Source organism: Pseudomonas sp. MS646, assembly GCF_036693845.1.
Classification (GTDB): Bacteria; Pseudomonadota; Gammaproteobacteria; order Pseudomonadales; family Pseudomonadaceae; genus Aquipseudomonas; species Aquipseudomonas chlororaphis_E.
This window is the reverse complement of record NZ_CP144763.1, coordinates 4,699,472-4,711,856: the sequence shown is the minus strand read 5'-3', so window position 1 is coordinate 4,711,856 and position 12,385 is coordinate 4,699,472. Positions and strand designations below refer to the sequence as shown.

10 protein-coding genes, 3 tRNA genes and 1 riboswitch are annotated in these 12,385 nt (G+C 61.1%); of the genes, 11 read left to right on the top strand and 2 right to left on the bottom strand.

Annotation, left to right across the window (positions count from 1 at the left end; genetic code table 11):
* The first annotated feature begins 58 nt into the window (after window positions 1-58).
* From astB to astE, 3 genes are all read left to right on the top strand, one after another.
* Entirely contained in the window at window positions 59-1,405 is a 1,347-nt protein-coding gene (astB, locus tag V3H56_RS20595) for an N-succinylarginine dihydrolase (protein WP_042728515.1), read from the top strand.
* Between the two features lie 69 nt (window positions 1,406-1,474).
* On the top strand, window positions 1,475-1,762 hold the full coding sequence (locus V3H56_RS20590; protein ID WP_042728514.1) for a hypothetical protein: 288 nt from the start codon (window positions 1,475-1,477) through the stop codon (window positions 1,760-1,762).
* Between the two features lie 12 nt (window positions 1,763-1,774).
* Entirely contained in the window at window positions 1,775-2,782 is a 1,008-nt protein-coding gene (gene astE / locus V3H56_RS20585; protein WP_042728513.1) for a succinylglutamate desuccinylase, read from the top strand.
* A gap of 251 nt (window positions 2,783-3,033) precedes the next feature.
* Here the strand turns inward: astE and V3H56_RS20580 are convergent, their stop codons facing one another.
* Window positions 3,034-3,540, bottom strand: a complete 507-nt coding sequence (locus V3H56_RS20580; protein WP_042728512.1) for a 6,7-dimethyl-8-ribityllumazine synthase — start codon at window positions 3,538-3,540, stop codon at window positions 3,034-3,036.
* A gap of 100 nt (window positions 3,541-3,640) precedes the next feature.
* A riboswitch (FMN riboswitch) is annotated at window positions 3,641-3,808 on the bottom strand.
* A 205-nt stretch (window positions 3,809-4,013) separates the two neighbouring features.
* Here V3H56_RS20580 and ltaE point away from each other — a divergent pair.
* From ltaE to V3H56_RS20545, 7 genes are all read left to right on the top strand, one after another.
* Complete coding sequence (gene ltaE, locus V3H56_RS20575; RefSeq protein WP_338473826.1) at window positions 4,014-5,018, top strand: low-specificity L-threonine aldolase; 1,005 nt, start codon at window positions 4,014-4,016, stop codon at window positions 5,016-5,018.
* Window positions 5,019-5,163: 145 nt separating this feature from the next.
* Window positions 5,164-7,785: an alanine--tRNA ligase gene (alaS, locus tag V3H56_RS20570; protein WP_123578419.1), complete on the top strand. Its 2,622-nt coding sequence runs from the start codon at window positions 5,164-5,166 to the stop codon at window positions 7,783-7,785.
* 87 nt (window positions 7,786-7,872) lie between these two features.
* Window positions 7,873-9,114, top strand: coding sequence for an aspartate kinase (locus tag V3H56_RS20565; protein WP_042728509.1), 1,242 nt, complete (start codon window positions 7,873-7,875; stop codon window positions 9,112-9,114).
* A gap of 183 nt (window positions 9,115-9,297) precedes the next feature.
* Entirely contained in the window at window positions 9,298-9,486 is a 189-nt protein-coding gene (csrA, locus tag V3H56_RS20560; protein ID WP_003178872.1) for a carbon storage regulator CsrA, read from the top strand.
* Between the two features lie 62 nt (window positions 9,487-9,548).
* Window positions 9,549-9,639: transfer RNA gene (locus V3H56_RS20555), tRNA-Ser, on the top strand.
* A gap of 106 nt (window positions 9,640-9,745) precedes the next feature.
* Window positions 9,746-9,822: transfer RNA gene (locus V3H56_RS20550), tRNA-Arg, on the top strand.
* Between the two features lie 72 nt (window positions 9,823-9,894).
* A tRNA-Arg gene (locus tag V3H56_RS20545) sits at window positions 9,895-9,971 on the top strand.
* A 40-nt stretch (window positions 9,972-10,011) separates the two neighbouring features.
* On the opposite strand, the gene V3H56_RS20540 is transcribed toward V3H56_RS20545, so the two are convergent.
* Complete coding sequence (locus V3H56_RS20540; RefSeq protein ID WP_338473825.1) at window positions 10,012-10,515, bottom strand: cell envelope protein SmpA; 504 nt, start codon at window positions 10,513-10,515, stop codon at window positions 10,012-10,014.
* 322 nt (window positions 10,516-10,837) lie between these two features.
* On the opposite strand from V3H56_RS20540, the gene mgtE reads away from it, so the two are divergent.
* Window positions 10,838-12,280 (top strand): magnesium transporter, encoded by a 1,443-nt coding sequence (gene mgtE, locus V3H56_RS20535; protein WP_042728507.1) that lies wholly within the window; start codon window positions 10,838-10,840, stop codon window positions 12,278-12,280.
* Window positions 12,281-12,385 lie beyond the last annotated feature (105 nt).

Genomic DNA, 12,385 nt, shown 5'->3' with positions numbered 1-12,385 from the left:
GCCGCGCCGCGGTTGTTATTTGATGCCTATAAAAACAGATTCTCGTGGAGCCTCGCTGATGAAATCCTATGAAGTCAACTTTGACGGTCTAGTGGGGCCGACCCATAACTACGGCGGGCTCTCGTACGGCAACGTCGCGTCCCAGAGCAACAGCCAGCAGTCCTCCAACCCCAAGGAAGCGGCGTTGCAGGGCCTTTCGAAGATGAAGGCGCTGATGGACATGGGCTTTACGCAAGGCGTGCTGGCGCCGCAAGAACGTCCAGACGTGGCTGCCCTGCGTCGGTTGGGCTTTGCTGGCAGCGATGCCCAGGTCATCCAGCAGGCGGCGAAGGAAGCGATGCCCCTGTTGGTCGCCAGTTGCTCGGCTTCCAGCATGTGGGTGGCCAACGCCGCCACCGTCAGCCCGAGTGCCGACACTGCTGACGGGCGCGTGCATTTCACCGCCGCCAACCTGAACTGCAAGTACCACCGCAGCATCGAGCACCCCACCACCAGTCGCGTGCTGGGCGCGATGTTCGCCGACCAGAAACACTTCGCCCATCACGCCGCCTTACCGGCGGTGGCGCAGTTCGGCGATGAAGGCGCCGCCAACCACACGCGTTTCTGCCGCGCCTACGGCGAAGCCGGCGTGGAGTTCTTCGTGTTCGGCCGCAGCGCCTTCGACATGCGTTACCCGGCCCCGCAGAAGTACCCGGCGCGCCAGACACTCGAAGCGTCCCGCGCCGTCGCGCGCCTGCACGGGCTGAGCGAGGACGGTGTGGTGTATGCACAACAGAACCCGTCGGTGATCGACCAGGGCGTGTTTCACAACGACGTGATCGCGGTCGGCAACGGCGAAGTGCTGTTCTACCACGAGGATGCCTTCCTTGAGACTGACAAGCTGCTGGCCGAGCTGGGCGACAAGCTCGCCAAGGTCGGCGGGAAGTTCCAGGCCGTGTGCGTGCCGCGTTCGGCGGTGACGGTCGATGATGCGGTCCGTTCCTACTTGTTCAACAGCCAACTGCTGTCGCGTGCCGATGGCTCGATGCTGTTGATCGTGCCGGAAGAATGCCGCAGCAACGAGCGCGTCTGGCAGTACCTGCAAGGCTTGCTGGCCTCGGGCGGGGTGATTCGCGAAGTGAAGGTCTTCGACCTCAAGCAAAGCATGCAGAACGGCGGTGGCCCGGCGTGCCTGAGGTTGCGTGTGGCGCTCAATGAAACCGAGCTGGCAGCCGTCAACCCAGGGGTTATCATGACCGCGCCGCTGTACGAGTCACTGACTCAATGGGTCGAGCGGCACTACCGCGACCGCATGACCGAAAACGACCTGGCAGACCCGCAGTTGCTGCTCGAATGCCGTGCGGCACTGGATGAACTGACACAAATCCTTAAACTTGGCGCGGTTTATCCTTTCCAGATCAATTGAAAGCGCGCGCGACCTGACTACAGTCAAAGCAGGGCGCGTTGCCTTATCCCCAGACGAGAACGTAAAAACATGAGCGATGGCCTGCAGCTGATTCTTGAAGACACCGATGGCACCCAACTGGAAACCTCCTGCACCCGCGTCGCGGTGATGTGGCAAGGCAAGGAGCTGTGGATCCAGCAGGACGGCCGCGGCCAGTTGCTGATCGGCGTGGACGTCGAGGAAGGGGACGAGGAATACGCCAACCTGTTGTTGCGTCCATTGGCGACCAACCTGGTCAGCCTGCAACTGGAAATGGAACCGGCGGACGTCGGCGACGATGACCATGTCCATGGCCCGGATTGCGGCCACGACCATTAAGGAAACCGCGCTATGCTCGCCCTCGGCAAACTGCTTGAACTGACCCTCGCCGGCCGTGAACCGGCGGAGAAGACTCAACTGACAGTCGAAGGCGTACGGATGCGCTGGTTGAGCGAAGGCGCGCTGGAGGTCAAGCCGCCCGAAGCCCGGGATAACGGCCTGGACCTGCTGCTGTCGGCCGGTATCCATGGCAACGAGACCGCGCCGATCGAGTTGCTCGATCGCTTGCTGCATGACATCGCCCGTGGAGTCCTCAAGCCCCGGGCACGCATTCTGTTCCTGTTCGGCAACCCCGAGGCCATTCGGCGGGGCGAGCGTTTCGTCGAGCAGGACGTCAACCGGCTGTTCAACGGGCGTCACGAACTGAGCGGCGGCCCCGAGGCGTTGCGCGCCTGCGAACTGGAGCGACTGGCCGCCAGTTTCTTCAATCGCCCGGAACGCAGTCGCTTGCACTATGACCTGCACACCGCCATCCGCGGCTCGAAAATCGAGCAGTTTGCCCTGTACCCGTGGAAGGAGGGTCGCCCGCACTCACGCCGTGAACTGGCGCGCCTGCGGGCGGCGGGGATGGAGGCGGTGCTGTTGCAGAACAAACCTTCCATCGTCTTCAGCGCCTACACCTACGAACAGCTGGGTGCCGAGTCTTTCACCCTGGAGCTGGGCAAGGCGCGGCCATTCGGGCAGAACGACGGTGTCAACGTCAGCCTGCTGGAAACCCGCCTGCAACAGATCATCGAAGGCAACGAACCAGAGCTGGATGACGGGCTCGACGGCTTGCAACTGTTCAATGTGGCGCGGGAAATCATCAAGCACAGCGACAACTTTCGCCTGAACCTGCCGGCGGACATCGAGAACTTCTCGGAACTGGAAAAAGGCTATGTGCTGGCCGAAGACATCGCCCAGACCCGCTGGGTGATCGAGGAAGAGGGCGCCCGCATCATCTTCCCCAACCCCAAGGTCAAGAACGGCTTGCGGGCCGGGATCCTGATCGTGCCGGCGACTGACGAGAACCTGGCCTGAAGGGCGGCGGATTCCAACTGTGGGAGCGGGCTTGCTCGCGAAGCGGTATGACAGCAACATTTTAGTTGGCTGACACAATGCCTTCGCGGGCAAGCCCGCTCCCACACTTACTTTTGCGGTAGCTGCGATATCTGCGGCAAGCAGAAAACCTGTGGGAGCGGGCTTGCCCGCGAAGGCGTCAGGTCAGCCACCTATGCGACGGCTGACACACCGTTTTCGCGAGCAAGCCCGCTCCCACAGGGAAGGGGTCGTCAGACCGCTACCGCACGCGGCTCGGTACGGCGCAATGCCCGGGTCTTGTGCAGGGTGTCGGCGCAGGTCTTCGCGGCTTCCTGGCCCTTGTGCACGAAATGTTCGAAGAAGAACTTCTGGTGCTCTTCCCCGGCGTGGAAGTGATGGGGCGTCAGCACCACCGAGAACACCGGCACTTCGGTTTCCAGTTGAACCTGCATCAGGCCGCTGATCACCGATTGGGCAACGAACTCGTGGCGATAGATACCGCCATCCACCACCAGGCCGGCGGCGACGATGCCGGCGTAGCGGCCCGACTTGGCCAGCAGCTTGGCGTGCAGCGGGATTTCAAAGGCGCCGCCGACTTCGAAGAAGTCGATATCGCTTTCCTGATAGCCCTGATTGATCATTTCAGCGACGAAGCCGTTGCGGCTCTGGTCGACGATTTCCTTGTGCCAGCAGGCCTGGATGAACGCGACGCGCTCGCCCGAGTGTTTGGTTTTGCTATCGATTGCAGTGGGTTGCATGTTCTGGTTCCTGTTTGTGTGAAAAACAGGGCGTCATGAATCGAAGGGGATTCGAGGGTACGTCGCGAACAGACGGTCGCAAGCGGCCCTTGGGTGTCAATCCCGTTCTCTCTTCATCCGGACTATGACCGTCGGCCCCGGAATCACACCGGGTCTGCTGACCTTGCCGCCACACCGCAGAAGCCGTGTATCGCCAAGCGCTCGCGGGCTATGCACCTTGCGTGCAATTACCGCCGGTGGGGAATTACACCCCGCCCTGAGAACGTTTGTGCCGCCACGCTGTGTGGCGGCGAACGATTTTTAACACATAACCTCCTGTGGGAGCGAGCAAGCTCGCTCCCACAGGAGTGTTTTGATTAATCTTCAGGTACAGGTGGTGTTTTCCTGGGGTCAGGCTTGATTATTCCTGCCCATGACCGCAGTAATTGCCCTTCGAAAGGGAATTCCCGCCACCAGAACCCGAGGCCAGATTCATGAGTGTTATCGATCTTCGCAGTGACACGGTCACCCAACCTTCCGCCGGCATGCTCGATGCCATGGCCAGCGCACCGACCGGCGACGATGTGTACGGCGAAGACCCGACCGTCAATCGCCTCGAAGCCGAACTTGCCGGGCGCTTGGGCTTTGCGGCGGCATTGTTCGTGCCCAGCGGCACCATGAGCAACCTGCTGGGATTGATGGCCCACTGTGAACGCGGCGATGAGTACATCGTCGGCCAACAGGCCCACACCTATAAATACGAAGGCGGCGGGGCGGCTGTGCTCGGGTCGATCCAGCCGCAGCCGCTTGAAGTGCAAGCCGATGGCTCCCTGGACCTGGCCCAGGTGGCTGCCGCCATCAAGCCCGACGACTTCCACTTCGCTCGGACCCGCCTGCTGGCCCTGGAAAACACCATGCAGGGCAAAGTGCTGCCGCTGGACTACCTGGCCCAGGCCCGGCGTTTCACCCGCGAGCACGGCCTGGCGCTGCACCTGGACGGCGCGCGGTTGTACAACGCGGCGGTCAAGCTTGGGGTCGATGCGCGGGACATCACCCAGTATTTCGATTCGGTCTCGGTGTGTCTTTCCAAGGGCCTGGGCGCGCCCGTTGGTTCGGTCCTGTGCGGCAGTGTCGAGTTGATCGGCAAGGCGCGCCGGTTGCGCAAGATGGTTGGCGGCGCCATGCGCCAGGCCGGGATCCTGGCAGCGGCGGGGCTGTATGCCCTGGACCATCAGGTCCAGCGCCTGGCCGATGACCACGCCAACGCCCTGCGACTCGCCGAGGGCTTGCGCGCGGCGAGCTATGAGGTCGAGCCGGTGCAGACCAACATGGTCTACGTGCAAATGGGCGAGCGCGCCGAGGCGCTCAAGGCGTTTACCGCCGAGCGGGGCATCAAGCTCAGTGCTGCGCCACGTCTGCGGATGGTGACTCACCTGGATGTCAGTCGCGCGCAAATCGACCAGGTGATCGCCACTTTCGTCGAATTTTCCGGCAACTGATCGCCCAAGCGAGCCAATTGACAGTTTCTATCGCATAACACGCTGTACCCCAGGCGAAGGGCCGATATAATGCGGCCCTTTGCCGTTGCTTCGTCTGTCGACGTTTTGCACAGGCCTTTGGCCGCAGCCTCCGTGGAAGAACCTAATGAAAAGCGCAGAAATCCGTGAAGCCTTCCTTCGCTTCTTCGAAGAGCAAGGCCATACCCGAGTAGCCTCCAGCTCTTTGATTCCGGGCAATGACCCGACCCTGCTGTTCACCAACGCGGGGATGAACCAGTTCAAGGACTGCTTCCTGGGCCAGGAAAAACGTGCCTACACCCGTGCGGTAAGCAGCCAGAAATGCGTGCGCGCCGGCGGCAAGCACAACGACCTGGAAAACGTCGGCTATACCGCCCGTCACCACACGTTCTTCGAAATGCTGGGTAACTTCAGCTTCGGTGACTACTTCAAGCGCGACGCCATCACGTTCGCCTGGACCTTCCTGACCTCCGACAAGTGGCTGAACCTGCCCAAGGACAAGCTGTGGGTCACGGTCTACGCCACCGATGACGAAGCCTATGACATCTGGACCAAAGAGGTCGGTGTCCCGGCCGAGCGCATGGTGCGCATCGGCGACAACAAAGGCGCGCCTTACGCCTCCGACAACTTCTGGACCATGGGCGACACCGGCCCGTGCGGCCCTTGCACCGAGATCTTCTACGATCACGGTGCCGACATCTGGGGCGGCCCACCCGGCTCGCCGGAAGAAGACGGCGACCGCTACATCGAGATCTGGAACAACGTGTTCATGCAGTTCAACCGCACCGCCGACGGCGTGTTGCATCCGCTGCCTGCGCCGTCGGTCGACACCGGCATGGGCCTGGAGCGGATCAGTGCGGTGTTGCAGCACGTTCACTCCAACTATGAAATCGACCTGTTCCAGAGCCTGCTGGACGCTTCGGCCAAGGCCATTGGTTGCACCAACGACAACCAGGCTTCGCTGAAAGTGGTCGCCGACCACATCCGCTCCTGCGGCTTCCTGATTGCCGACGGCGTGCTGCCGTCCAACGAAGGTCGTGGCTATGTGCTGCGCCGGATCATCCGTCGTGCCTGCCGTCACGGCAACAAGCTGGGTGCCAAGGGCAGCTTCTTCTACCAGATCGTGGCGGCCCTGGCTGCCGAGATGGGCGATGCCTTCCCGGAACTCAAATCCCAGCAGGCGCACATCGAACGTGTGCTCAAGGCCGAGGAAGAGCAGTTCGCCAAGACCCTGGAACAAGGCCTGAAGATCCTCGAACAGGACCTGGCCGAGCTCAAGGGCACCGTGGTGCCGGGCGATGTGGTGTTCAAGCTGTACGACACCTACGGTTTCCCGATGGACCTGACGGGCGACATCGCCCGCGAGCGCAACCTGACCCTCGACGAGGAAGGTTTCGAGCGCGAGATGGAAGCCCAGCGGGTACGTGCGCGTTCGGCCAGCGCCTTCGGCATGGACTACAACAGCCTGGTCAAGGTCGACGTGGCCACCGAATTCACCGGTTATGCCGGTACCACCGGTTCGGCCAAGATCGTGGCCATCTACAAGGACGGGCAATCGGTCGACATCCTGAGCGAAGGCCAGGAAGGCGTGATCGTGCTGGACAAGACACCGTTCTACGCTGAGTCCGGCGGCCAGATCGGCGACAGCGGCTACCTGCAGGCCGGCAATTCGCGCTTCGACGTGCGTGACACCACCAAGACCGGCGGCGCGTTCCTGCACCACGGCGTGCTGGCTTCCGGCAGCCTGATGGTCGCGGCTCCGGTGGCAGCCCATGTCGACGCCGAGGTGCGCCATGCCACCTCGCTGAACCACTCCGCCACCCACTTGCTGCACGCGGCGCTGCGCCAGGTACTGGGCGAGCACGTCCAGCAGAAAGGCTCGCTGGTGGACAGCCAGCGTCTGCGCTTTGACTTCAGCCACTTCGAAGCCATCAAGCCGGAGCAGCTCAAGGCGCTGGAAGACATCGTCAACGCCGAGATCCGCAAGAACTCCCCGGTAGAGACCGAAGAAACCGACATCGAAACCGCCAAGCAGAAGGGCGCGATGGCGCTGTTCGGCGAGAAGTACGGCGAGAGCGTGCGCGTGCTGAGCATGGGGGATTTCTCCGTGGAACTGTGCGGCGGTATCCACGCCAACCGGACCGGCGACATCGGCCTGCTGAAGATCGTCAGCGAAGGCGGCGTGGCCTCCGGCGTGCGCCGTATCGAGGCGGTCACCGGCGCTGCGGCCCTGGCGTACCTCAACGCGGCCGAAGAACAACTCAAGGAAGCGGCAAGCCTGATCAAGGGCAGCCGCGACAACCTGATCGACAAGCTGTCGGCTGTGCTGGAGCGCAACCGCTTGCTGGAAAAGCAACTGGAGCAGTTGCAGGCCAAGGCCGCCAGCGCCGCGGGCGACGATCTGTCGGCCCAGGCCGTGGACGTCAAGGGCGTGAAGGTCCTGGCCGCGCGCCTGGATGGCCAGGATGGCAAGGCGCTGCTGGCGCTGGTCGATCAACTGAAAAACAAACTCGGCCGCGCAGTGATCCTGCTCGGCGGTGTCCATGAGGAAAAGGTCGTTCTCGTCGCAGGCGTGACCAAAGACCTGACTGGCCAACTCAAAGCCGGTGATTTGATGAAGCAGGCCGCTGCGGCAGTGGGCGGTAAGGGCGGTGGTCGTCCGGACATGGCGCAAGGCGGCGGTACCGACGTCGGCGCACTGGACGCGGCACTGGCCCAGACCGTTGCATTTGTAGAGCAGGGTATTTAAGGCAGCGCCCCGGGTTCGCGGTCTAGTGGCGGGCCCGGTCGCTGTTGTGATTATTGGGCGCCCTTCATGGGCAGAGGCGGCTTTGAAATGGCTTTGATCGTACAGAAATTTGGCGGCACTTCGGTCGGCACTGTCGAACGAATCGAACAGGTCGCCGACAAGGTTAAGAAATTCCGTGATGCGGGCGATGACCTGGTGGTTGTGCTGTCGGCAATGAGCGGCGAGACCAACCGTCTGATCGATCTGGCCAAGCAAATCAGCGGCGACCAGCAACCGGTTCCCCGCGAGCTGGACGTGATCGTTTCCACCGGCGAGCAGGTGACCATCGCCTTGCTGGCCATGGCGCTGATCAAGCGTGGCGTGCCGGCGGTGTCCTACACCGGCAACCAGGTTCGTATCCTGACGGACAGCGCGCACAACAAGGCGCGTATCCTGCAGATCGACGACCAGAAGATTCGCGGCGACCTGAAGGCGGGCCGCGTGGTCGTGGTCGCCGGATTCCAGGGCGTGGACGAGCACGGCAACATCACCACCCTCGGCCGTGGCGGTTCGGACACGACCGGCGTGGCGCTGGCGGCGGCCCTCAAGGCTGACGAATGCCAGATCTACACCGATGTGGATGGCGTCTACACGACCGACCCACGCGTGGTGCCTGTGGCCCAGCGCCTGGACAAGATCACCTTCGAAGAGATGCTGGAAATGGCCAGCCTCGGCTCGAAAGTGTTGCAGATCCGGGCGGTCGAATTCGCCGGCAAGTACAACGTTCCGCTGCGCGTCCTGCACAGCTTCAAAGAGGGTCCGGGCACCCTCATTACTATCGATGAAGAGGAATCCATGGAACAGCCGATCATTTCCGGCATCGCCTTCAACCGCGATGAAGCCAAGCTGACCATCCGTGGCGTGCCAGACACCCCCGGCGTGGCGTTCAAGATTCTCGGCCCGATCAGTGCCGCGAACATCGAAGTCGACATGATCGTGCAGAACGTCTCGCACGATAACACCACCGACTTCACCTTCACCGTGCACCGCAACGACTACCCGGCTGCCGAAGCGGTCCTGAAGAAAACCGCAGGCGAGATCGGTGCCCGGGAAGTGGTCGGCGATACCAAGATCGCCAAGGTCTCGATCGTCGGTGTCGGCATGCGCTCGCACGCGGGCGTGGCCAGCCGTATGTTCGAAGCCCTGGCCAAGGAAACCATCAACATCCAGATGATCTCCACTTCGGAAATCAAGGTGTCCGTGGTGATCGAAGAGAAGTACCTGGAACTGGCCGTGCGCGCCCTGCATACGGCTTTCGAACTCGACGCCGCTGCCCGACAGGGCGAGTAAGCGTTGTCCTTGAGGGCGCGGCTGGGCCGCGCCCTTTGTTTTTTTGAATGGCGCGTCCCAAAACTGTTCTTTTGCCCGCGCTGGTCAATACTAGGCTTGGAGGCTTCGACCGTTTCGGTTGCAGGTCCAATGCCTTTTTTTGCCGACTGTTGTCCCTGAACTGAATTGCGTGAGGAGAAAGGTATGCTGATTCTGACTCGTCGGTGTGCAGAAAGCCTGATTATTGGCGATGGCGAAATCACCGTGACCGTGCTCGGCGTCAAAGGAAACCAAGTGCGTATCGGCGTCAACGCCCCGAAAGAGGTCGCTGTACACCGGGAGGAAATTTACCTGCGTATCAAGAAAGAGAAGGACGACGAACCAAGCCATTAATTTTTATCGATTTTTATGTTTGCAAACGGGGAGGAAGGTGGTTAATATACGCCCCGTGTTGCGGAGAGCTGGCCGAGTGGCCGAAGGCGCTCCCCTGCTAAGGGAGTACACCTCAAAAGGGTGTCGGGGGTTCGAATCCCCCGTTCTCCGCCATTATTCGTTTAGTGCGTCAAACCTGGCTTGTTTAGTAAGTGCTTGAAATTACTGAAAAAAGCGCTTTACAAAAGGATTTGACGACCTATAATGCGCGGCAACAAATGCACTCGTAGCTCAGCTGGATAGAGTACTCGGCTACGAACCGAGCGGTCACAGGTTCGAATCCTGTCGAGTGCACCATTTAAGAGTTTTTTGCAGCGATGCAAATAACTTGGCTTCAACCAGTTGTGATCTGGTATAAAACCACAACTTGCACTCGTAGCTCAGCTGGATAGAGTACTCGGCTACGAACCGAGCGGTCACAGGTTCGAATCCTGTCGAGTGCACCAAACACCAAAAAGCCCGCGTTTAACGCGGGCTTTTTGCTGTCTACGATTTGCCTTTCACGCATCCTTTCTCATCGAACACGATCTCGGCGCTGCGGCCTTTCTTCGTTGCGTAGGTGTACCGCGTGCTCGAATTCCTGACCTTGATCGAGTGCGGCTTGCCCAAGGCGCTCTCCACATCCTGCTGGCTCATGCCGGCGAGAATCCTTCGGCCTATGATGGCTTCGCGGCGTTGCCGGGCGGTGATGAGGTTGGCGCAGCGGTCTTCGAACTGGCCGACCACGGTCGGTTCCTTGCGCGGCGTTTTGTTGCCGGATAGTTGCCGGTGCTCGGCTTCCGGCTGCATCGATTCGGTCGTCGGCGAGACCGTGCCAGGGTGATACGGATTGATCCGTTGCAGCGAAAGGTTTTCTCCCGGCCCGCAGCTCAGGGTTGTGTACGTCACCTGCCCGGCGCTGTTCTCGCAGCGATGCACCGTTTGCCCGGCCGCCCACATGGGCAGGCAGGGCAGGCTGGCGAGCAGAAGCAGGTAGTGGCGGACAGGCATCCGGGCGGCCTCCTTGGCGCTGAAAAAAACAAGGGTAGCCGCTACATTTACCGCAGGGCGCGTGTTTTCTTTTCAGGATAAGTCGTCGTAACGGGACAGGTTCAGCCAGGGTTCAGGTTTGTGTCGCAAGCGCTTGTTCTTGCCATGATTTTTTAACGTTTTAAAGCGTCAAGCGGTGTATGATTGCGCCCGTCAGCCCCGCCGGGGCTTTGGAATATCTCCATGGACTTACCCAGTAGTTACTCAATATCCCGTTTTGCCAATCATGAATTGACTGATTGATCCTTCCGGCGTGCTCCACTGCTGGGAGTGGAGTTCGCCTATGACCCAAGTAGAAGTAAAGAAAACACAAGAAAGCCTTCAGGACCGCCTCGCTCAAGTCGTCGAGCTGCTGCAGCGCCAGCGGGTCGTCGAAGACCTGACGCATCGCCAGGAAGGTCCGCACCATGACCGGGTCGAGAACCTGGTCCACCGGCAGAACCTCGTCGAGCTGCAACGCAAGCTCGATGACCTGCACTCCGCCGACGTCGCCTACATCCTTGAAGCCTTGCCGCTGGAAGAGCGCCTGACGGTCTGGCAGCTGGTCAAGGCCGACCGCGACGGTGACATCCTGCTCGAAGTGTCCGACTCGGTCCGAGAAACCCTGATCGCCGACATGGATGATCACGAGTTGCTCGCGGCGGCCAAGGAGATGGACGCCGACGAACTCGCCGACCTGGCGCCCGAGCTGCCTCGGGACGTTATCCACGAACTGATGGAAACCCTCGACGGCCAGCAACGCGAGCGCGTGCGCTCGGCGCTGTCCTATGACGAGGAGCAGGTCGGTGCGCTGATGGACTTCGAGATGGTGACGATCCGCGAGGACGTCAGCCTTGAAGTGGTCTTGCGTTATCTGCGTCGCCTCAAGGAACTGCCAGGGCACACCGACAAACTCTTCGTGGTCGATTACGACGGCGTGTTGAAGGGTGTGCTGCCCATCAAGCGCCTGCTCGTCAACGATCCGGAAAAACAGGTGGCCGAGGTCATGGCCAGCGATCCGGTGAGTTTTCACCCGGACGAAGACGCCTATGACGCCGCCCAGGCGTTCGAGCGTTATGACTTGATTTCTGCGCCGGTGGTCGACAAGAACGGCAAGCTGATCGGCCGTTTGACCATCGATGAAATGGTTGACCTGATTCGTGAGGAAAGCGAAAGCGAAGTCCTCAGCATGGCCGGTCTGCGCGAAGAAGAAGACATCTTTGCCTCGGTCTGGAAATCCCTGCGTAACCGTTGGGCCTGGCTGGCAATCAATCTGATCACGGCGTTTGTCGCCTCGCGGGTCATCGGCCTGTTCGAAGGTTCCATCGAGAGGCTGGTGGCGCTTGCGGCATTGATGCCCATTGTTGCCGGGATTGGCGGCAACTCCGGCAACCAGACCATCACCATGATCGTCCGCGCCATGGCGCTGGACCAGGTCAGCACCGGCAACACGTCGCGCTTGATGCGCAAGGAGTTGGCGGTGGCCTTGATCAATGGCGTGATCTGGGGCGGCGTGATCGGTGTGGTGGCTTATCTGCTCTATGGCAGTTGGTCGCTGGGGGTGGTGATGACCGCCGCGATGACGCTTAACCTGTTGTTGGCAGCCTTGATGGGGGTCTTGATTCCCATGACCCTGGCGCGGATGGGACGCGACCCGGCCATGGGGGCCAGCGTGATGATTACCGCCATGACCGACAGTGGCGGGTTCTTCATCTTCCTGGGGTTGGCGACGATCTTCCTGCTCTGACATTCGCCTGATTCACGGTGGCGAGGGCGTTCGCTCCCTCGCCACCGTTGCATTCATCCCTTGTACGCGCCGGGGCAAATTCCGGGCAAAAAAAAGCCAGCGCAA